Consider the following 21,112-nt stretch of genomic DNA (forward strand, 5'->3'; position numbering starts at 1 on the left):
ACAAGACGAGCAGCCCACCGACGGGGCTGCTCGTCTTTTTCATGATGCGAACACTTCTTGTTCGATTTGTTTCAATTCATAGAACATGCCACGTTTCGTCATCAATTCCTCATAAGAACCGACCTCGACGATCCGTCCAGCTTCCATGACGATAATCTGATCAAACGTTTCGAGACCCGTCAAACGGTGACTGACAAGAATGAGTGTGCCCCCTCCGGCTTGCTGTAGCAATTCAGAAAAGACATGGGCCTCTGTTCCTGCATCGAGTGCCGATGTCGGTTCATCAAGCAACCAAAGAAGTCCGTTTTTAAGAAGTGCCCGTGCGATGGCGAGGCGTTGACGTTCTCCACCTGACAAGTTTGCCCCTTTCTCCAGGACCGGTTCGTCTAGCGAGAATGACAAACGGACGCGCTCAAGTGCTACGTTCATCGCTTCATCTGTGAAGTCACCGGCTAACGCCAGGTTTTCCCGTACGGTTCCGTAAAAGAAATGATTGTCTTGCAAGACAACACTTGCATGTTGCCAAATAGATGTTTGTTTGACATCGTTCATATTGTAATCATCCAACCGAATCGTGCCGTCTTCCGTCCGAACGAAAGCCATTACCAGTTGAAGTAACGTCGACTTCCCTGACCCGCTCGGTCCGACGATTACCGTCTTCGAACCGCTCGGTATGTGTAACGTTACCTCATCTATCACATCTCGATACGTGTCTGGATAGCGATAGCGAATATGATCAAATGAAATAGACGGTGCGGCCGTAAACGTCACATCATGACGTTTCGCCTCACGCTCCTCAATCGTTTCACTCGGCTCCGTCACTTCAAACAAACGATCTGCTGCTTGCTTACTGTCTGCAAAGTGACCGGGGAACACGGCCATCGGCGTCGTATTCTCAAACGCTGTGAGCGACATCATGATCAGCATTGCCAAGAACAACCCGTTCAGGTCTCCATTTACCACCTGATACGCACCGATGGCCAAGACGCCCCATGAGACGAGTAAGGAAGCGGCAACAACGAGCGCAGAATTAAAGAATTGATTCGTTGTGTCTTTCCGCTCCGCCTCCATGTAACGTTCACTGTACGAATAGACAGCTTGTTTCGTGCGATCGAGTTGGTGATGAAGTTTTAAATCCCGGTATCCGAACAACATCTCTGTCAATTGAATCGACACATCTCCGCGCAATCCACGAATCGTCTCATCGTGACGGGCGCGGATTCGTGCAAATCCGAGCGGGATCAAGAACCCCGTGATGAGTACACCAAACAAGATCCATAGACTGACCGCAAACGAGTAAAAGGTAACAAAGAAGATGGTGCTCAAAAAGACGAGTAAGAGAATGATTGGCGGATAAAACACGCGAAGAAAGTAGTTTTGAAGACTCTCGACGTCCCCGACGACGCGTGCGAGCAAATCCCCACTCCGATATTTCGCAAAGATGGACGGAACGAGCGGCTCTAACTGACGATAGAACCGGACGCGCAACTCACTCAAAATCGTAAACGTTGCTCGGTGCGATGCGAGACGTTCCCGATAACGGCTTCCTGCCCGGATGACACCGAACAGTTTAATCAAGACGACGGGTACCATCAACGCATACAGGGGCGGGACGAGCCCGGCGCGTGATACGAGATAGCCACTTGCCGCGAAGAGGGCGACCGCCGCAATCCCTGCTGCGTATCCAAAGAAGATGGAGAGGAGGATGTCTTTCTTTTCGCGCATCATCCATTTTGTAATCGTCCAAAGCGAGTTCATCGGCTCACCCCTTTCTGAAGTGCAAACAACTCCGCATACTCTGGGACAGCGAGTAACACTTCATGCGTCCCTTCTGCGATTCGCTTCCCGTCATCCATGAACCAAATCGTGTCTGCCTCTTTGATTGTATGCAGACGATGCGCAACCGTGATTAACGTTGCACCTTTTGACAGCTCTTCAATCGAGCGTCTGACAATCCGCTCTGTTTTCAAATCGAGACCGGTCGTCGGTTCATCAAACAATAAAATACCAGGTCGCTTAAAGAAAGCACGTGCGAGTGCAAGGCGCTGCCGTTCCCCACCGGATAGTCCAAATCCACCTTCTCCAAGTTCTGTCCAGATCCCGTTCGGCAACTGGTCAATCACCTCGGATAGTCCAGCTGCCTCGGCTGCTTCGAGTAACGCATGTTCGTCAGCCACCTCACCTAAGGCAATGTTTTCGGCGAGTGTCCCGGCGAACAGATACGGATTTTGAGAGATATATGCAATATTTCCATACCAGGTAGATTCGTCATACGTATGCAAAGGTTCACCATCTACGAGAACACGACCTGATTTTACCTGCAAAAGTCCTGAAATCACGTTGAGGACAGTCGTCTTCCCGGAACCGCTCGCACCAACTAACGCGAGGTGGGTGCCCGACGAGATGCGACCACTCAATGGCTGAAGGGAAAAGCGTCCACCAGCGTACTCAAACGATATCTCTTCAAGCTCAAGATCCGGCTTCCGTGAACCAAGCGACTTCGTCCCCCACTGAATGCGATCATCCGGGGCGTCTAATACGTCAAAGATCCGGTCTGCTGCGCCCATACTGCCACGTCCCGTATGAAAGGCGCTGCCCAGGTCTTTGATGGCCAAGTAATACTCTGGTGCCAACACAAGAATCAAGAAGCCAGAGAAGAACGTCAAGTTCTCCCAAACGACCATCTGTAGCGCGACTTCCAGTGCCACGACACCGGTACTGAGCATCGAAATGAATTCCAGCATAAGGCCAGATAAGAATGCCGTCTTTAAGACGACCATCGTCGCATCCCGAAAGTCGAGACTGCTCTTCTCAATCGCTTTCGCTTCCTGTTCGGTCCGGTTGTAGAGTTTAAGTGTCGTCAAACCCTGTAAGACATCCAAAAACTTTCCGGAAAATTGATTCATCTTCTCCATCTGTTCCTCAGATTTTTTCTGTGTCGCAATCCCAATGATAATAAAGAACAAAGGGATAAACGGTGCCGTCACCATCATGATGACACCTGAAATCCAATGTTGGCTGAAGACGACAACCAAAATCAGAAGCGGGATAATCGAGGTTTGAATCACTTGTGGCCAATATTGACTGAAGTAGGCGTCAACCTCGTCAACAGCATCCATGAACACACTGACCTTCTTCCCAGATTGTCCCGTCAAAGAGGACTCGACCGGGCTCGTGGCATAGCGATCTAGCAATTGCAGACGTAACGCCCGTTTCGCTTTTTCCGATAAACTCGCCCCGATTCGCCCGGAGACGTATCCAAAAAGTGCTCGTGCCAATAGGGCGATGACGAGCCAAAGTAACGCCGGAATGACGGCTTCAAATGATTCATCTTTTAAAAAGATTCGGTCGACAATGTCGACGATTAAATACGCTTGCGCCAAAATCGATAGTCCAATCATGACCGCAGACAATACCAGTCCAATGATGTGACCTCGCTCGGCGAACGCAAGGGCTTGCAGTCGTTTCACTGCATTCATCCTTTCTCTATTCACAATCCGATTGCTTTGTGAGATTCATCACTAATTATACAATATGCTACGTCTTGAAGCGAACGCTCCGCTCGTTCCGACATGTAAAAGACGCCCTCTCCCGAGCGGCGTCAATCGAAGTCTTGATCAAAATATTCAGGATGCTCAATCACAAGTTGGTGCGCGTCCATTCGAAGCACGTCTTCTTTGCGAAGCTTCGCTAAAATCGTAGAAACCGTCTCCCGGGAAGTTCCGGATAGACGAGATAGTTCCATCGCCGTGAACGGACAGCGGACACGTACCCCCTGCTCGTCCGGCTCCCCTAAATCTTCAATCAAAAAATGGATGGTATTGAGTACACGTTCTTTCGCGCTCGGGGTAATAATTTCTTGGACACGTCGTTCATGTAAATCTAAAATACGATTCATCTGTCCGATGATATAGAGCAGCATGTTCGACTGTGTGGATACAAACCGCTCGAATCGGTCGGTCGGGATATAGATGACGTCAATATCCGTCACCGCTTCTGCCGTATGACGGTAGTCTTCCTCCGTGAACAAACCATTGTACGGAAAGAACTGTTTGGGCTTCACGTAGTCCGCATATTGATGCGTCGCATGCTCGTTCATCCGTTCAAGTCTGATGTATCCACTCATTAAGAAATACACGCGCTCTCGCGGGTCTCCTTCCATGAACAGGAGCTGTCCTTTTCGATACGTTCGGCAATAGACGTGCGGGACGAGCTGTTCAAGCGCTCGACTCGAACAGTTCGCAAACAGTGTCAACTGCCGTAAATCATCAATCGTCCACTTATGTCGCATCTGTATCCCCTCATTTCTAGTTAAATCCCCTACCTTAAGTATAAATGGATTCAAAATGATACCGCTTTCAAAATCCGACAGTTTTCTGACATGACAAAAGGGGGTCTCCCCCCTTTTCAGTCCAACATCAGTTCTAATAGGGCGTCTTGCAAATCTCGATCGAGTTCTAACGCATGGAGGTCAAACAGCCAGGCCTCGAGACGCGTCTTCGTCGTCGCCATCTGGTACAACCGATCTTTCAAATCGTAGGCGATTTCCGCGCGATCTAAGAATCGATAGAGACGATCAAGTCGATGGGCGTTCTGTGTCACATCGACGGGGAGCGTCACCGTCTGCTCCTGCTTCAATTCACCAATCGGGATGTGTAACGTCTGCGTCTCAGCGTCATAGTCCCCTTCCCCGACAACGCCTCGAACAAGAACGGTCAATGTCCGATTCGCCGGAACGAGGGTCAGGTCTCCTGACATCTCGATGCGAAGCGTCCGCGCTTCCCAATCGAGCGTGAACGTCGTTTCAAGTGAGGCACCTGTCTCATAATCGCGGCTTTCCCCGTCATCTTCATACATCGTGAACGTGTTCGAGGCACCTGGAAAGACGAGTACTTCTAGCTCGCTCGGGTTCCCCGTCTCGTTCTCATGCGGTTGATGCGGCATAAGGGGAACGATGGCACCCGCTTTGGCGAAGACTGGTTGTCCATCGAGTCCACGGAACACACGAATCGACTTGTCGCCTTCGTAACGATGTCCTGTGAAGAAGTCAAACCATTCTCCTTTCGGTAGCCAGACATTCGTTCCGGCGACGTGGAGCTTTCGGTCCATCGGCGTGACAATTGGAGACACAATGAGTTCGCTGCCAAAATAAAACTGATTCGGTGCTTGATAAGCTGCTTCGTCATCGGGATGTTCGATATACATCGGCAGCACGAGCGGTAACGCATCGGCATGGTTACGATAATTCATCGTGTATAGATAAGGAATGAGCTCGTGACGCAGACGTAAGAATCGCTTCATCGACTGTTCGGCTTCGATCCCGAAACGCCAAGGCTCTTTCCCGTTGAATGTGCTGAACGTCGAGTGGAGGCGCATGATTGGACTGAATACCCCGTATGCGACCCAACGCGCGGCGAGCTCATCGTCTTTTTTCCCACGATGATGGCCTCCGATATCGTGACTCCACCAACCGTAACCGATGTTTGTCGCTGTCGCTGTAAAATACGGCTGGAAGGCGAGCGAAGCCCACGAGATGATCGTGTCTCCTGAGAATCCGACCGGGTAACGGTGGCTCCCTGGTCCTGCGTAACGAGAGAAAATGAGCGGACGCTTACCGTCACGGGCGATGTCGATGGCATGATAATGATTCAGCATCCATAACGGGTCGAGTCCTTCCATCTTCGAGGTCGACCCTTGTTGCCAGTCGATCCACCAAAAATCAACGCCGTCTGCCTCATGTGGATGGTGCATTTGTTCGAAGTACGCTTGAATGAATCGTTTGTCCGAAAAATCGAACGGGATTCGGTCCCCCGATTCCGGATCGACGCCCATAGCCTCGGCCATCGCCACGTACTGATCTTCAAACGCACGGACACCGTCCGCGGGATGCAGGTTCAACGTTACCATCATTCCCTCATCCTTTAACCAGTTGAGGAAACGTTTCGGTTCGGGAAACAAGTTTTTGTTCCACGAATAGCCCGTCCATCCACTCCCGTACTCTTCGGGGATGTCCGTCACGTGCCAGTCCATATCGATGACACTGACCGAGAACGGGACATCTTCTGACTTGAAACGGCGCATTAACGTCTTATACTCTTTTTCGTCGTATCGCCAGTATCGGCTCCACCAGTTCCCGAGCGCTTTACGAGGAAGCATCGGCGTCGGACCCGTCAACGTGTAAAAGTCTCGAAGTGCCTGTTTATAGTCATGGCCATACCCAAAGTAGTAAATATCATGAATTCCTTTTCGTCTCGGCTCGACGAAGCGATCATCCGTCATCAAAAATGAGGATGAATCATCAATGATCGCATATCCTTGTTTGGAGAGGATCCCTTCTTCTAACTCCGTCGCCCCGTCCACATGGTCGAGTGTCCGCGCCGTCCCTTTCAGCGTCCGCTCCGGACCGTTGAACATGTAACGGCTATAATACGTGCTAAAGTTCCCTTTCACGTCTACGTAGAGCGTGTTCGGTGCGAACGGACCTTTCGTATAATACAAATGGACATGTTCTGTGATGATTTGGAGTTCTGTTTCATCTTCAATCACTCGGAATTGCGGAACGTCAAATTCCCGATTCCATACTACTTGGGTGGCACGGTCTTCAAAGACACCGTCCTCCGCATATTCCATTCGAATCAACTGACTCGTCAATACGGTGAAGCGATAGCAGCTCCCTTGTACGATTGCTTCTTCTCTTGCTTTTGGTCTCATCCACGACTGGTACACATGATTTTCTTCGAATAGGCGCATACATTCGAGCGATTCCGCTCTCCGTCACTTCCTTCCTGAAATTAGTGCAAACGTTTACACTGAATATGATAGCAATCTCATTTTTGGCATACAACATTCCTTCCCCTTGAATCCGGGCAGAAAACAAAAAAAGTCGCAAACGCTTCACGTCTGCGACACATTCTTATTGTTGGAGCGATGGAGCCAGGCGGACACGTGTGCCCGCTTCCCCGTCAATGGCTGCTAAAGCCTGATCGAGCGACGTGATGATGGCGACACGGTTCGTACCGGATTCGGCAAACTGAAGCGCCGCTCTTACTTTCGGCAACATACTACCTGGTGCAAACTGCCCTTCAGCGATATAGGTCTCCATCTGTTCTTTCGACGTTTCTTGAAGTGCCATCTCATCTGGCTGCCCAAAATTGACATACACATGTTCGACAGCCGTCAAAATGAGTAACACATCTGCGTTGACGAGGTCAGCCAGTTTTGCAGCCGCGAAATCTTTATCAATCACTGCCTCGATGCCGACGTATCCATCCGCTGTCTCCATAACCGGAATGCCACCGCCACCGGAAGCGACAACGATGTGCCCAGCTTCAACGAGTGTTCGAATGACGGTGTGTTCGGCGATTTTCATAGGGATCGGACTCGGGACGACACGACGATATCCCCGTCCTGCGTCTTCTTTGAAGACATAACCCGTCGTCCGTTCGAGATGAAGTGCCTCGTCTTCCGTATAAAATGGACCGATTGGCTTAGTCGGATGATGAAACGCACTATCGTTCGGATCGACAATGCTTCGTGTCACGAGTGAGGCCACATGCTGTTCAAGGCCACGTGCACGCAGTGCTTTGGTCAATGCGTTTTCAAACCAATATCCAATCATCCCTTGCGTCATCGCACCACAGACATCAAGCGGCATCGCTGGTGTGGCTGGACTGTCTGATGCGGCTTGTTGCAACATCAGGTTTCCAACTTGCGGACCGTTACCATGCGTGATGATGACCTCGACTCCTTCAGCGATGAGTGCAGCGAGAGATTCCGCCGTTGCCTCAACTGCCTGTATTTGTGCTTCGGCTGTCGCATCTTTGCCTTGCTGAATCGCATTCCCGCCTAAGGCGATGACCACACGTTTTTTCTCCATATCCATACCCCCGATCAAATGACTGAGATATTACCCGATAGTATGCGTACGACTGCGAAGATGGCCAGTGCGGTCAACACACCGGCGACCATCCATTCCGTTTTAGTGAGTGACTTGATGCCATTTTCACGTTGTGCCTTCATGTAGAGAAGGGTTCCCGGTGCATATAAAAGTGTAGTGAGAAGTAAATAATCGATTCCAGCGGCGTATATGAGCCATAGTCCATAAACGGAAGCGACCAATCCAATCGCTAAATCGCGTGTTTTTCGTTCACCGGAACTGTATCCGATTCCGTTCTTCGCCACTTTCACTTGGTAAAAGGCCGAGAACACGTATGGGATCAAAATCGCACTCGAAGCGAGAGAAAAGGCAAAGTTATATGCGGCATCTGAAATCAAGAATGTGAAGAGGAAGAGCTGAATCAACCCATTCGTTAGCCAAAGGGCATTGACAGGAGCTTGATTTTGATTCTCTTTCGTGAACCATTTCGGGAAGACTCCATCTTTGGCGGCAACGAATGGGATTTCTGCCGCTAACAGCGTCCAACCGAGCCATGCGCCAAGGACAGAGATGACGAGTCCCCCGTTGATGAGCATCGCACCCCACGGACCGACGGCCGACTCGAGCAAATATGCCATCGCTGGTTGCGAGGCGTTCGCTACATTTTCGGGAGTCATGAGACCGAGCGACATGATAGAAATGAGCAAATAAATGACGAGCGTTCCAAGTAGCCCAATAACGGTTGCTTTCCCGACGTCCGAACGTTTCCGAGCACGGCCAGATAGCACGACGGCCCCTTCCACACCGATAAAGACCCAAAGTGTCACGAGCATCGTCGAAACGACTTGGTCACGAACACTTCCCCATGAGAAGCCGCCTTGTCCCCAAAAATCGAAGGTGAAGTTTTCGAGATTAAAGAAGAACAAGGTAATCGTAATGAATGCAAAAATTGGGACGAGCTTGGCAATCGTCGTGACGATGTTGATCATCGATGCCTCATGTACCCCACGTAAGATGAGTGTATGCACGAGCCAAAGCATAATCGATGCGCCAATAATCGACGCGATATTCTGTCCCCCTTCAAAAATCGGGAAGAAATAACCGACCGAACTGAACAGCAGTGTGGCATACGCCACGTTTCCAAGCCAGGCAGACAACCAATATCCCCATGCCGAGTTAAATCCGACGAACGATCCAAAACCTGCCCGTGCATAGCTGTATACGCCACCATCGAGATCTGGACGACGCATCGTCAAATTTTGAAAACTGAGACCGAGCGCGATAATCCCGATTCCTGTGATGACCCAACCAATAAGAATGGCACCCGCATTCGCACCTTGCGCCAAATCGGCAGCCAAGTTAAAGGCGCCACCGCCAATCATCGACCCGACGACAAGTGCCGTCAACGCTCCGAGACCTAACCGCTTATCTTTCTTTTCAGGATGTACTCCAGCCGAACCACCTGAGTCATGCTCCAACTTCGTAGACATTCTACTCATCCCTTTCGCTTATTTTGAAGCAGGAGGGGAAACCCCCTCCTCGTCAACGATCAAGCCATTCGCGTGTCTCCGTGAGCGTCGCTGCCATCACCGCCTTGATGGTATGCATCCGGTTTTCTGCCTCATCAAATACGAACGAATGACGGCTACGGAATACTTCGTCGGTCACTTCCATTTCAATCAACCCATATTGCTCATGAATCGCCCGCCCGACCTCCGTTTCTAAGTCGTGGAATGCCGGAAGGCAATGTAAGAACATGATGTCCGGATTGCCACTCTTTTGAAGCATGTCCATGTTCACTTGATACGGTCGCAACAGTTCGATTCGTTCTGCGAACGCCGCTTCCTCGCCCATCGATACCCAGACATCGGTGTAAACGACGTCGGCTTGGTCCATCGCTTCCTCAATGCTCTCTGTCAAGGTGATCACAGCCCCTGTTTCAATGGCGACCGACTTCGCATAGTTCACGATCTCGTCAGATGGCCAGAGCGATTTCGGCGCACAGATTCGCATATCCATCCCAACTTTTGCACCACCGATCAACAACGTGTTTCCCATGTTGTTCCGTCCGTCACCTACGTACACAAATTTAATTCCGGCAAGTTCTCCTTTTTGCTCTTTTACCGTCAAAAAGTCGGCCAAGATTTGGGTTGGATGATACAAGTCGGTCAAACCGTTCCACACCGGTACGCCGGCGTCTTTTGCAAGACCTTCGACCGTCTCATGAGCGAAGCCACGGAACTGAATGCCATCAAACATGCGTCCAAGAACGATCGCGGTATCACGTACCGATTCCTTCTTCCCGAATTGAATATCATTCTTGCCTAAATATTCAGGGTGCATCCCTAAATCGATGGCAGCGACAGTGAACGCACAACGCGTCCGTGTCGATGGTTTTTCAAAGAGTAAGGCAATGTTTTTACCTTCACAAATCCGATGTGGAACACCTTGTTTTTTCTGACGTTTGAATGCAGCAGACAAGTCGATCAAGTAGTTGATTTCTTCACCCGAAAACTCGTTTAGCGATAAAAAATGACGACCTTTCAAATCAAAATTGAACGTTGTAGACATACTGCTTCCTCCTTATCACATTTAGATGTCTTGGCGGATAATCGGACAGCTCATGCAACGTGGACCCCCACGACCGCGCGATAGTTCACTCGACATGATTTCGATCACTTCGACGCCTTCTTTACGAAGTAACTCATTCGAGACATAGTTTCGGTCATACGTGACCACGACACCCGGCGCGATGGCGAGCGTGTTCGATCCATCATTCCACTGTTCGCGGGCTGCCGCAATCGGATCCCCACCGCCACAAGGGATCAACGTCGCCTCTTGTAAGCCGAGGACATCTTTTAACACCTTCAACAAATCCGAGTGCTGGGCAATCTGAAGTTCACCTTCCGCGTTTAGCGTGAGCTCGAAAATGTTCATCTTCCCTTCCGGTCCTTGAATGAACGGATGGATGGTAAATTTATCATGATCGACCATCGTGAAGACGGTATCAAGGTGCATGAAGGCGCGTGATTTTGGAATTTCGATGGCGATGACTTTTTTGAAGCTGTCTCCATGCTTGAGTAGGTTGAGGGCGACACGTTCGATGCCTTGCGCGGTCGTTCGTTCCGAGATACCGATGGCGACGACTTCTTTCGACAAGACGAGTTCGTCTCCCCCTTCCATCGCAAACCGATAATCTCGGTCCGACCAGATGGGAACATCGTGTTTCGCAAAGCGTGGGTGATAGCGCATAATGTATTGCGTGAAGAGTGATTCGCGGCGACGTGCCGGTTCTTTCATGCGGTTGATGGAGAGTCCGTTACCGATTGCAGCGGCCGGGTCTCGTGTAAAGTAGAGGTTTGGCATTGGGTCCAAAAAGAAGGGGTACGTATCTTCAATCATTTCATGCAGATGTCGACGTTTTTCCGGCTTGATTTCCGATTTACGGATACCGGCCATCACCGTCTCAATCAACATTTCATTATCAAAATCGAGCAAATACTCTTTTAATGTTTCGTAAGAACCGTTGATATTTGATTTTGACTCCGATAAGATATCCGCAACAAACTTTTCGCGCACACCAGGGAGTGACAATGTCTCAGCCATCAGTTTCTCGAGATAAAGGACTTCCACACCACGATTTTGAAGCGCACTCGCAAAATAATCGTGCTCTTTTTGAATGACCGGTAAATGGGGAATATCATCGAACAAGAGGCGCTCTAAATATTCCGGGGTAAGGTTCTCTAACTCCCGACCCGGTCGCTTCAGTAATACCGTTTTTAATTCTCCAATTTCTGAATACACATGAATCGGATGTTTCAGCGTCGTATCTTGTGAAATCGGTTGATTCGTCATTGAGATCATCTCGCTTCCTCCTTGTGATTCGGGTGTGTGACTACCCTTACCTTATCACTTTACCAAATTTGCGAATGTCTAATCCGACAGTCCATCTGTTGCCGATTCCGCATCGATATGAATAAATGTTCACTCATGTGAATGAACAAACAATGCCCCAGAAATCAGGACGATGACAAGGGGAAATAAGATGTATGGCTGATGTATAGCATCGCCCTAAAAAAAGCAGAAACTTTTTTAATTCACCGTAAAATAAATTGAAAACGTGAGAGATCAGGATGTGAGCATATGAAAATTGAAGAAACGGAATACAACGAACATGAAGCAGCACTTCGCACATTGATTCAAAAGGGAGACCCGGTCGATTTTCAAGACCTCTTTCTCTCCCTCCACCCGGGTGAACAGGCGGATCATTTTATCGAACTGACTCAAGATGAGCGGTCGTTCGTGTATCGAACCATCTCCCCCGAGGTATTCACCGATCTATTTGAAAAGCTGACGTTAGAAGAGCAATGTACATTCATCCAAGAAACACCCCAACCGTATGCCGTCCGAATCTTGAATGAAATGTATTCGGACAACGCGGCCGACTTGATGCGGGAACTACCCGATGCGTTCATGGACACGCTATTTGAGCAGATGGATGATATCGAGGAAAAAGAAGTCAAAGACTTGATGCAATATCCGGAGGAAACGGCTGGATCGCTCATGACGACCGAGTTCGTCGTCCTTCAAGCTGATAAGACGGTCGGACTGACCCTTGAAGAGTTGCGTGAACTCGGACCAGATGCCGAAACGATTTATTACCTATATGTGGTCGACCAAGCGCACCAACTGGTTGGTGTTGTCTCCTTACGTGATTTGATTGTCGCACCACTCGAGGCGAAAATTGAAGACATCATGGGGTTCCGCGTCATCTCGGCAAACGTCATGACCGACCAGGAAGACTTGGCCAGGATTGTCCAGAAGTACGATTTGTTGGCCCTTCCCGTTATCGATGATCAGCAAAAGCTACTTGGCATCATCACGGTCGATGATGTATTAGACGTCATCGAGCGCGAAACGACCGAAGACTTTGAAGAACTCTCCGCGACAAAGGGTTCGTCTGATATCAACATGAGCCCGCTTGAAGCAGCGAAAAAACGTGCCCCTTGGATTGTCAGCCTCATGTTTCTCGGCATGATTACAGCTTCGACGATTGGCGGTTTCGAAGACACCCTTGAAACGATTGTGCTTCTCGCTGTCTTCATGCCACTTGTCATGGGCTCTGCCGGGAACGCAGCCACGCAATCACTCGTCGTCGCTGTGCGCTCAATTGCACTCGGGACCATCAATCGAAAGAACGTTATGAAGATGATTCGACGCGAACTCGGAACCGGCATCATCTTAGGGATTGCGTGTATGATTGTCATTTTTGGCGTCATCACGCTGCTATACGACAATATGCTGATTGGCTTCATTGTCGGAGTTTCTATCTTTGCTGCACTCAGTGTCGCTACGATGATTGGAACGATTGTCCCGCTTCTCATCAATCGCCTGAAGTTAGACCCCGCTGTTGCCTCTGGACCGTTCATCACGACATTGATGGACAATCTAGGGCTCATCATCTACTTCACGGTTGCGACGTCCATGCTCCAGTTTTTATGACATTCGAAAGAAAATCCGATTATAAAAAGCGGTGCTGATGTTGTCAGCGCCGCTTTTACTCGTCATGTTGTTGAGACTCCTCAAACAAACGCTCTTCATTTTCATTAAAAGCCTCGATTTCCTCATCCGTCATTACATCGTTTTTTTCTGCCACATAAGGATGGTCTTTCAATAATGCCTCTAGTTTGCTCAAGTCCGCACTGAGCCCGCTTTTTTGATAAAGATTGGATTCTCCTACCGAAGTTAGAGTCCCCGTCCGATTCACTTTGAAATATCCTTGTTGTAGACCGACAATCCGATATGCGTTCTCCATCACGGGTCCTTCATATCTTTGTAAATACAGTAAAACGGTCTCGTCTCGTTTGACGAGCGGGTCTTCTTCCATATCATTTTGTAAAAGGGTGATCGTATCGGCTGACTTCAGTTGACCATTCACGTCTCGATAGACACGCTGCACTTGAATGTGTGATTCAAAGAATGTGACCGATTGATGTGTAAACGGTTTGGGAGCACTGCTCACTTTGCCGACGATGACAATCGGCGAGCGTGTAGCTAAATCGTCTATGTGTCGGAAGCTTTCGGTCACAGCCAAATCACTCGTGTTTTCTTCCTTCAGCATTTCGCTAAACATGATATAACCTGCTATCACTGCAACAGATATCATTCCAATCATCCACTTCTTCACGAGGTCCCTCCCATTGCTCCATCCATCCTCATCGATTTTCTACTCCCTTACGACAAGTACGCAATCGTCCCCAAGTTTATGGTTTCTGCATAATTCGATCAAAACAATAGGACTACCTTCTTATGATTTAGGGTATTTCCTACAAATACATATAAAACATAAGTAAGGAATGAGGGGATTTCATGACATTTCAACAAGTACTCTACATACTCGTGACCGGCGCCCTGTTCATGGCGCTCGTCGCTTACGTCTCGTATCGCATGACGAGAGGAAAAGTCGAAAGCGCCGACGATTACTTCTTGGCTGGTCGCGGTTTAACGGGTGTCTTCATCGCGGGATCGCTCCTGTTGACCAACTTGTCAGCGGAACAATTGATTGGCTTAAATGGCCAATCGTTCGCCGGCAACATGTCAGCGATGGCATGGGAAGTGACGGCCGGTATCGCTGCCATCATCATGGCGCTCTTTTTGTTGCCACGTTTTCTTGGCATCGGAATTTCGACCATTCCTGAATTTTTAAGTCAACGCTATGACGAGGACGTTCGTCGATTGACCGTCCTATTGTTTTTACTCGGATACATGTGCGTCACGATTCCATCTATGCTGTACTCAGGTGGATTGGCCGTCCTGCAACTGTTCGATGTGCCGGCCCTTCTCGGCATCAGCTTTGAGCAGTCCCTTTGGCTCGTCGTTTGGTTCATTGGGATTATCGGGGCGATTTATGCCATCTTCGGAGGTCTTCGTGCCGTTGCCGTATCGGACACGTTGAACGGGATCGGACTCATCATCATTGGATTCCTCGTTCCGACACTAGGCTTTCTCGCACTAGGGGACGGGAATTTATTGGACGGGATGAAGACGATTGCGACGACGAATCCCGAAAAGTTGAACGCCATCGGTTCCGCTAACGACTCGGTCCCGTTTCTCTCCATTTTCACCGGAATGATTTTTGCGAACTTGTTCTATTGGGCACTGAATCAATACGTGATTCAACGGGCCCTCGGTGCAAAAAACTTAGCGGAAGGACAAAAAGGCGTTCTCTTTACCGGCTACTTGAAATTACTCGTTCCAATCTTCATGTTGTTACCTGGCGTCATCGCGTTTCACTTGTACGGGTCGAACGTCGAGAAGGCAGACCTCGCTTATCCGAGTTTGATTGCCGAGCTGTTACCGATGTGGCTCATGGGCTTTTTCCTCGCCGTCTTGCTCGGTGCCGTATTCAGCTCGTTCAACTCGCTCTTGAATAGTATCGCGACGCTCTTCGTACTCGACATTTACAAACCGAAGTTTAAACCGGATGCTTCTGACCAAGATTTGATTCGCGTCAGCAAATGGTTTGGGACGTTCGTTGCACTCGTCTCGTTCTTTGTCGCCCCGAATCTTATGTATGCGCCAGATGGCTTGTGGGACTTGATTCGTCGCTTCACCGGTTTCTTCAACATCCCGATTCTCGTCATCGTTTTAATCGGGATGCTTGTTAAACGTGTGCCGCCAATCGCCGCGAAGACCGTCGTCTTTTTCCACGTTATCGCTTACTATTTCCTCGTATGGGGGACGAAACAATGGTTTGGCGTCGAAATCGGCATCAACTTTATCCATATTTACGGAATCCTCTTCGTCATCGAGACGGGGATCATGCTTGTCTTTGCGCGTGTACGGCCGATGCTTCAAGCGAATCCGATTCGAATCGAACTAGGACGAGTCAAACCGTGGCGTCATGCCCTTTCGACATCCATTTTACTCGTCGCTTCGATGATTTTCGTTTACCTTGTCTTCTCGCCAATCGGACTCGCTTATGCGAACGGCATCGTTTCCGGATGGTTTGCTCCACTGACAGTGGGACTTGTCGTCATAACGTCCGGGCTCATCTGGGCATCTTACCGCTATGGTATTTCTCGTTATGAACGCTATCTAAACAATTTGGGTGAAGAGCCGTCCGATGTAGAAGAACAAAGCAGCTAAACCAATAGACCTCCTTGAACTTACACGTCAAAGAGGTCTACTTTTTGTTGTCGCTTCCGTTCATACATGGCATCGTCCGCACGTTGCCAAAGCGCCTCAATCGTTTCTGGACATGATGCCCACGCCAACCCGATGGCGACAGAAATCGATTCTTTTTGACAAGCCGCTTCGATTTGACGAACCATTCGTTCACATGCATCGCGAGGCATCATCTCTAGAAACAAGACGAACTCATCTCCCCCTAAACGATACACGGATGATTCAATTCCCTGAAGAATCTTCCCGACCCGTTTCAACAAATCGTCACCAGCAGAATGCCCTTCCATGTCGTTTACGACTTTCAAATCGTTCACATCCAGCACGATGATTCCGACGTTACACGCATTTTCTGCTTGAGCAATCGTGTCTTCAAACGCCCGACGATTGAAGACACCGGTCAAGCTATCGTGGCGACTTTCATACATGAGACGTTCACGCTCGGTCATGGCTGCTTCGATGTTCCGAATCACACCTTGAACCGCTACGATTTCACCATTCTCATAGATTGGCGTCGTATATTCCTCGAACCATACGTAAGCGCCGTCATTCGTGCGCCATCGTTGAAGAATCGCTTCTTCATAATTGACGCGTCCCGCCACTTTATCGAGTAATAGTCGTCGATCGTCCGGGTGGATTCTCCGAAAACACTCTTGTGCATCTGAATAACTTTGCATCACCGTCCCGTCTCCGAGATATAAATCTAAAGAAGGACTGATGTATCGGAAACGCCACGTCGGTTTCGTTTCAAAAATGTAAATGACATCTTTCGTTTGATTTCCGAAATGCATAAACGAAAGAGACTGTGAATGTGGCTGTGGACGTTTATATAGCCACAAGGCAATTAAAAATCCAACGAGTATCCCCCAGAAGAATAACGTCATTGAATCCACTTCCTCTCTGTTCGCCCATATCGTACCACGTTCGAGGTCAGACACCTGTCTCAATTCCTGTTATTTGGTAAATGTTTTTTTGAAAATTGAGTAAATTTTAGAGAGATTGTGATGGACATGATATAGTCGACTTATTGAATCACTCAATACATGGAGGTTTCTCATGCCACATTTCACACATCCATCGATTGACGAGACATTTTCGGGTGTCTATTTGCTCACCAATCGAAATGGATCAATCCACCAGTCTTACGGCTATGCGAATCGCTCAGAACAGATTCAACATGACGTGATGACACGGTTCGGAATTGCGTCCGGTTGCAAGCTGTTTACAGCAATCGCGATTTGCCAGTTAGTCGAGCAAGGGAAACTATCCTTTTCCACCTCGCTTGACTCATTTCAAACATTTGCCTTAACTCATCTGTCACCAAACGTCACCGTACATCAGTTGTTGACGCACACATCAGGAATCCCTGACTATTTTGATGAATCCGTCTCTGATGACTTTGAAGCGCTATGGCGTGATATCCCGATGTATCGGCTTCAACAGTTACGTGATTTTTTACCGTTGTTTCAACAAAAATCTATGAAAGACGAACCGGGTTCTCGATTCTCCTACAATAATGCAGGATATATTCTGTTAGGGTTGATTGTAGAAGATGTGACCGGGCAATCTTTCACCGACTATGTCGAACAATCGATTTTTCATCCTGCTGGTATGATTGATTCTGGATACTTTTCACTCGATGCCTTGCCTTCTAGAACAGCACTCGGTTATATTGACCACTTGGACGGCACATGGCGTACAAACCAATATGCCATTCCAATCAAAGGAGGAGCAGATGGTGGCGCGTATGTGACCGCTCAAGACATGACCAAATTTTGGAAATCACTGTTTTCACATCAGCTTCTTGATACCGCTTCTACGTCGCTTCTTTTGACACCACACGTGACGGTTAATGACCGCGGCGGGAGTTATGGATACGGACTTTGGATTCAACATCACGCATCGGGAGATGTCTATAAATATCACGTGATGGGCTATGACCCTGGTGTCAGTTTCCATTCTGGTTACTATCCAGAAATCGATACCATCTCGGTCATTTGTTCAAATCAATCAGATGGGGCGTTCGACGTCATGAAACAGATTGAAATGCAGATTGGAGAACGGATTGAATGAACATTCGTACTTATATGGAATCAGACTTTGACTCGATTCAACAACTTAATCGCGATGAAGGTTGGAGCCAATTGGTAGAACGTGACGCGTTGACCCGTGAGGCATGGCGTCAATCAAACGTCACCTATGTGATGGAGTCTGAAAATGGAAAGATTGTCGCTTATTTGCGCGGATTGACTGATACGACAGTCAGTTTGTATGTTTGTGAACTGTTGGTCGCTTCTACATATCGTAGACGTGGTCTTGGCGAACAGTTACTCCAACACGTCCATACACTTTATCCAGACACACGGCTTGAGATGCTCGCAAGTCAAAATTCCCACACATATTACGAGAAATTACGGTTTCGTCCGTTCTACGGTTTTCGGAAAACGATTCACGAATAGGAGGAATGTATATGAAACTTGCTCTCATCACAGGCGCATCGCGTGGTCTCGGCCGTTCCATCGCTCAGGAACTACAAGCTAGAGATTACGAGGTGGTCGGGCTCTCTCGCTCACAGGCGGAAGACGTTACGTATCAGCAACGATCAGTCGACCTATCAAACGTCTCGGGGATTGATGCAGTCATTCGGGAGATCACACCATTTCTAGAGCGGGCTGATTCGGTTTTGCTCGTTCAAAATGCAGCATGGATTGAACCGATTCATCGTGTCGGACAATTAGATGGTGAGAAAGTGACCGCTCATGTCCACGCCAACCTGCTTGCGCCGATGCTATTGGCGAATGCGGTCCTCGCTTTCAACAAGCCGACCGATTTGATTCATGTGACCTCTGGCGCGGCCAAACGTCCGATCTCAGGTTGGAGCGCATATTGTGGCACGAAAGCAGGACTCAATCATTTCACGGAGACGCTTGCACTAGAGCTAGAAGGAACCTCACATCGTGCAGCTCTATTCAATCCAGGTGTGATGGATACGTCGATGCAGGCGGAGATTCGTTCTTCCTCGAAAGAGGCGTTCGCTGACCTTGAACAATTCCGTGCATACGAAACAGAAGGACGACTCCGTTCTCCTGAAACGGTCGCTCGTATATTTGCTGAACAGTTGATTGACCGTCCTCTAGAAAATGGCAAGACCTATTCGATTTACGACTTAATCAAATAATTTACCAGGTCAAAAAAAGAAACACCCTTCTCTCGTCAAACCGTCTACACTACATGCATAGATACGTGAAAGGGTGAATTTTATGAAAACCATTGCTGGAGGATTACTGCTATTTGGACTGTTTAGCCTCACAATGTCGTTCACAATGATTGGTGATACCGCTGTCGTCGGGGCGATGGTGAGTGGTGTTTCAATTTTATGTAGTGTCGGATTATTATTTGGGGCGACTGAACTCAGCCGAATCCGTCACGACCTGCTCCACGACAAAAAAACGTCTTTCCCATCTGAATGAGGGAAAGACGTTTTTGATTCAATCTTCTTCGTATTCCTCTAATAAATCATCAACATCATATTCTTCGAAGTCGTCTTCATCGATAAAGATATCGCGATCGTTCACGACGTGAATCGGACCATTGGCCACATCGATTCGAATCGTCCACGCCCAAGGAATGCGTAATCGGTTATAAACACCTGTCCAGAACTCCATTGACTCTTGCTCATACTGTTCAAATTCTGTCAGAAGTTCTTTGAACGACACGCCTGTTAACTGGAAGTTTGAATCTTGGAGCCGTTGGAGCGCATGATGCTTCGCTTCTAATTCGGCCGCTCGAACCATTTCCTCAGCTGTCGCCATCTCCAGGATCGTCCCGTCTGGTGGGAGAATATCGTATACGTTGAACAATTCGCCTTCTTCTACTTCTACATCGTCAAACTCATAGTCATCGTGCCGCATACTACATTCCTCCTTACGCAATTTGAATCCCCTTTATTGTACCACTCTCTACCCGTTTCCCCCTAAAGATTCGTGCATATATTTCATTTTGCCAGGGAAAGACTGTTAGAGTGAGGACATCTATAGGAAAAGAGGTTAAGCAGATGAATGAATCATTCCAAGCACTCGTGCTAGACCAACACGAGGAACGCCTTCATGCCGAAGTAAAAGAAGTGAACGCCGACGTCCTTCCGAAAGAAGAGGATGGAAACGTCTTAGTCGAAGTCCACTATTCCGCATTGAATTATAAAGACGCGCTCGGATTGACGACTTCAGGAAAAATCGTCAATCGCTATCCGTTCATTCCGGGATGCGAATTCGTTGGAACTGTCGTCGAATCAGACCACCTCGACATCAAAGTTGGCGATGAGGTGATTGCCACTGGTTTCGGGATTGGGGAACGGCATTTCGGTGGATTTAGCCAGTATGCGCAAGTACCGGGGAAATGGCTCGTGAAGTTACCTAAAGGAATGAGCATGCGAGATGCAATCGCCATCGGAACACCAGGACTCACCGCCATGCTTTCCATTGATGCACTCGAACACGCTGGTGTGCGTCCAGGCGAAGAAGTGCTCGTCACAGGAGCGACAGGTGGTGTCGGAAGCTTCGCGATTACGTTGCTTCGTCGCCTCGGCTACCATGTCGTCGCCTCCACTGGTAAAACAGATTCACCATACTTACGCTCACTCGGTGTCGAGACGATCATCGATCGAAGCGAATTAGAAGGACCTGCCCGTCCCCTTGCCAAGCAACGCTTCGATGCCGCTATCGATTCGGTCGGTGGAAATACACTCGCCAACATCTTGAGCCAGATACGATATGAAGGTGCTGTCGCCGCATGCGGTCTCGTCGGAGGCGCCGAGTTGCCGACGAGCGTTTATCCGTTTATTTTACGCGGCGTGAAGCTCATCGGCATCGATTCGGTCATGCAACCCATGGTTCGTCGTACGAACGCATGGGAACGCCTCGAAGAACTCATCGATCCGAAAGTTCTCAACGAGATGATCCATGAGATTCCGTTACACGACGTCCCTCGTCACGCCGAGGCGATGATGCGTGGCGAATTGAGCGGTCGTACCGTCGTCCGCCTTCGCTAAGCACA

General features: G+C 48.8%; 18 protein-coding genes. 7 read left to right on the top strand and 11 right to left on the bottom strand.

Going from position 1 to position 21,112, the window contains the following annotated elements; all coding sequences use genetic code 11:
* Positions 1 to 39 precede the first annotated feature (39 nt).
* The 8 genes from cydC to arcA all read right to left on the bottom strand — a co-directional run bounded on the left by cydC (position 40) and on the right by arcA (position 11,698).
* Complete coding sequence (cydC, locus tag OKS35_RS10100) at positions 40 to 1,758, bottom strand: thiol reductant ABC exporter subunit CydC (protein WP_264092987.1); 1,719 nt, start codon at positions 1,756 to 1,758, stop codon at positions 40 to 42.
* Complete coding sequence (gene cydD / locus OKS35_RS10105) at positions 1,755 to 3,479, bottom strand: thiol reductant ABC exporter subunit CydD (protein ID WP_264092988.1); 1,725 nt, start codon at positions 3,477 to 3,479, stop codon at positions 1,755 to 1,757. The genes cydC and cydD overlap by 4 nt, the downstream gene beginning before the upstream one ends.
* Before the next feature lie 122 nt (positions 3,480 to 3,601).
* Positions 3,602 to 4,291, bottom strand: a complete 690-nt coding sequence (locus OKS35_RS10110) for a Crp/Fnr family transcriptional regulator (RefSeq protein WP_264092989.1) — start codon at positions 4,289 to 4,291, stop codon at positions 3,602 to 3,604.
* A 116-nt stretch (positions 4,292 to 4,407) separates the two neighbouring features.
* Complete coding sequence (locus tag OKS35_RS10115; protein WP_413815715.1) at positions 4,408 to 6,750, bottom strand: TIM-barrel domain-containing protein; 2,343 nt, start codon at positions 6,748 to 6,750, stop codon at positions 4,408 to 4,410.
* A gap of 163 nt (positions 6,751 to 6,913) precedes the next feature.
* Positions 6,914 to 7,876 (bottom strand): carbamate kinase, encoded by a 963-nt coding sequence (gene arcC / locus OKS35_RS10120; protein WP_196431357.1) that lies wholly within the window; start codon positions 7,874 to 7,876, stop codon positions 6,914 to 6,916.
* 14 nt (positions 7,877 to 7,890) lie between these two features.
* A complete protein-coding gene (gene arcD / locus OKS35_RS10125) occupies positions 7,891 to 9,366 on the bottom strand; it encodes an arginine-ornithine antiporter (RefSeq protein ID WP_012727520.1) in 1,476 nt (491 codons plus the stop codon).
* Between the two features lie 52 nt (positions 9,367 to 9,418).
* Positions 9,419 to 10,447, bottom strand: coding sequence for an ornithine carbamoyltransferase (gene argF, locus OKS35_RS10130; protein ID WP_264092991.1), 1,029 nt, complete (start codon positions 10,445 to 10,447; stop codon positions 9,419 to 9,421).
* Between the two features lie 21 nt (positions 10,448 to 10,468).
* Positions 10,469 to 11,698: an arginine deiminase gene (gene arcA, locus OKS35_RS10135; RefSeq protein ID WP_074037869.1), complete on the bottom strand. Its 1,230-nt coding sequence runs from the start codon at positions 11,696 to 11,698 to the stop codon at positions 10,469 to 10,471.
* A 321-nt stretch (positions 11,699 to 12,019) separates the two neighbouring features.
* On the opposite strand from arcA, the gene mgtE reads away from it, so the two are divergent.
* Complete coding sequence (mgtE, locus tag OKS35_RS10140) at positions 12,020 to 13,378, top strand: magnesium transporter (RefSeq protein ID WP_264092992.1); 1,359 nt, start codon at positions 12,020 to 12,022, stop codon at positions 13,376 to 13,378.
* 55 nt (positions 13,379 to 13,433) lie between these two features.
* Here the strand turns inward: mgtE and OKS35_RS10145 are convergent, their stop codons facing one another.
* The gene (locus tag OKS35_RS10145) at positions 13,434 to 14,063 is read right to left on the bottom strand and encodes a hypothetical protein (RefSeq protein ID WP_264092993.1); all 630 of its coding nucleotides are present in this window, start codon (positions 14,061 to 14,063) and stop codon (positions 13,434 to 13,436) included.
* A gap of 182 nt (positions 14,064 to 14,245) precedes the next feature.
* On the opposite strand from OKS35_RS10145, the gene OKS35_RS10150 reads away from it, so the two are divergent.
* On the top strand, positions 14,246 to 16,024 hold the full coding sequence (locus OKS35_RS10150) for a solute:sodium symporter family transporter (RefSeq protein ID WP_264092995.1): 1,779 nt from the start codon (positions 14,246 to 14,248) through the stop codon (positions 16,022 to 16,024).
* A gap of 20 nt (positions 16,025 to 16,044) precedes the next feature.
* Here the strand turns inward: OKS35_RS10150 and OKS35_RS10155 are convergent, their stop codons facing one another.
* A complete protein-coding gene (locus OKS35_RS10155) occupies positions 16,045 to 16,944 on the bottom strand; it encodes a GGDEF domain-containing protein (protein ID WP_264092996.1) in 900 nt (299 codons plus the stop codon).
* Between the two features lie 172 nt (positions 16,945 to 17,116).
* Between OKS35_RS10155 and OKS35_RS10160 the strand changes: the two genes are divergently transcribed.
* The 4 genes from OKS35_RS10160 to OKS35_RS10175 all read left to right on the top strand — a co-directional run bounded on the left by OKS35_RS10160 (position 17,117) and on the right by OKS35_RS10175 (position 19,530).
* Positions 17,117 to 18,133 (top strand): serine hydrolase domain-containing protein, encoded by a 1,017-nt coding sequence (locus tag OKS35_RS10160; RefSeq protein WP_264092997.1) that lies wholly within the window; start codon positions 17,117 to 17,119, stop codon positions 18,131 to 18,133.
* The gene (locus OKS35_RS10165; protein WP_074035497.1) at positions 18,130 to 18,519 is read left to right on the top strand and encodes a GNAT family N-acetyltransferase; all 390 of its coding nucleotides are present in this window, start codon (positions 18,130 to 18,132) and stop codon (positions 18,517 to 18,519) included. The genes OKS35_RS10160 and OKS35_RS10165 overlap by 4 nt, the downstream gene beginning before the upstream one ends.
* Positions 18,520 to 18,530: 11 nt before the next feature.
* On the top strand, positions 18,531 to 19,238 hold the full coding sequence (locus OKS35_RS10170; protein WP_264092998.1) for an SDR family NAD(P)-dependent oxidoreductase: 708 nt from the start codon (positions 18,531 to 18,533) through the stop codon (positions 19,236 to 19,238).
* 82 nt (positions 19,239 to 19,320) lie between these two features.
* Positions 19,321 to 19,530, top strand: a complete 210-nt coding sequence (locus OKS35_RS10175; RefSeq protein WP_012727529.1) for a hypothetical protein — start codon at positions 19,321 to 19,323, stop codon at positions 19,528 to 19,530.
* A gap of 18 nt (positions 19,531 to 19,548) precedes the next feature.
* Here OKS35_RS10175 and OKS35_RS10180 read toward each other — a convergent pair whose 3' ends face one another.
* Positions 19,549 to 19,971, bottom strand: a complete 423-nt coding sequence (locus OKS35_RS10180; RefSeq protein WP_012727530.1) for a hypothetical protein — start codon at positions 19,969 to 19,971, stop codon at positions 19,549 to 19,551.
* 143 nt (positions 19,972 to 20,114) lie between these two features.
* Between OKS35_RS10180 and OKS35_RS10185 the strand changes: the two genes are divergently transcribed.
* The gene (locus OKS35_RS10185) at positions 20,115 to 21,107 is read left to right on the top strand and encodes an MDR family oxidoreductase (protein WP_159563073.1); all 993 of its coding nucleotides are present in this window, start codon (positions 20,115 to 20,117) and stop codon (positions 21,105 to 21,107) included.
* Positions 21,108 to 21,112 lie beyond the last annotated feature (5 nt).

Source organism: Exiguobacterium sp. N5, from assembly GCF_025842465.1.
Classification (GTDB): domain Bacteria; phylum Bacillota; class Bacilli; order Exiguobacteriales; family Exiguobacteriaceae; genus Exiguobacterium; species Exiguobacterium profundum.

Bases quoted from the DNA above. Each gene is read 5' to 3' on its own strand.
- arcD (WP_012727520.1), bottom strand. From the start codon at position 9,366: ATGTCTACGAAGTTGGAGCATGACTCAGGTGGTTCGGCTGGAGTACAT.
- cydD (WP_264092988.1), bottom strand. From the start codon at position 3,479: ATGAATGCAGTGAAACGACTGCAAGCCCTTGCGTTCGCCGAGCGAGGT.
- OKS35_RS10180 (WP_012727530.1), bottom strand. From the start codon at position 19,971: ATGCGGCACGATGACTATGAGTTTGACGATGTAGAAGTAGAAGAAGGC.
- OKS35_RS10160 (WP_264092997.1), top strand. From the start codon at position 17,117: ATGCCACATTTCACACATCCATCGATTGACGAGACATTTTCGGGTGTC.
- OKS35_RS10175 (WP_012727529.1), top strand. From the start codon at position 19,321: ATGAAAACCATTGCTGGAGGATTACTGCTATTTGGACTGTTTAGCCTC.
- OKS35_RS10110 (WP_264092989.1), bottom strand. From the start codon at position 4,291: ATGCGACATAAGTGGACGATTGATGATTTACGGCAGTTGACACTGTTT.
- arcC (WP_196431357.1), bottom strand. From the start codon at position 7,876: ATGGAGAAAAAACGTGTGGTCATCGCCTTAGGCGGGAATGCGATTCAG.
- OKS35_RS10155 (WP_264092996.1), bottom strand. From the start codon at position 16,944: ATGACGTTATTCTTCTGGGGGATACTCGTTGGATTTTTAATTGCCTTG.
- cydC (WP_264092987.1), bottom strand. From the start codon at position 1,758: ATGAACTCGCTTTGGACGATTACAAAATGGATGATGCGCGAAAAGAAA.
- mgtE (WP_264092992.1), top strand. From the start codon at position 12,020: ATGAAAATTGAAGAAACGGAATACAACGAACATGAAGCAGCACTTCGC.
- argF (WP_264092991.1), bottom strand. From the start codon at position 10,447: ATGTCTACAACGTTCAATTTTGATTTGAAAGGTCGTCATTTTTTATCG.
- OKS35_RS10115 (WP_413815715.1), bottom strand. From the start codon at position 6,750: ATGCGCCTATTCGAAGAAAATCATGTGTACCAGTCGTGGATGAGACCA.
- OKS35_RS10165 (WP_074035497.1), top strand. From the start codon at position 18,130: ATGAACATTCGTACTTATATGGAATCAGACTTTGACTCGATTCAACAA.
- OKS35_RS10150 (WP_264092995.1), top strand. From the start codon at position 14,246: ATGACATTTCAACAAGTACTCTACATACTCGTGACCGGCGCCCTGTTC.
- OKS35_RS10170 (WP_264092998.1), top strand. From the start codon at position 18,531: ATGAAACTTGCTCTCATCACAGGCGCATCGCGTGGTCTCGGCCGTTCC.
- OKS35_RS10185 (WP_159563073.1), top strand. From the start codon at position 20,115: ATGAATGAATCATTCCAAGCACTCGTGCTAGACCAACACGAGGAACGC.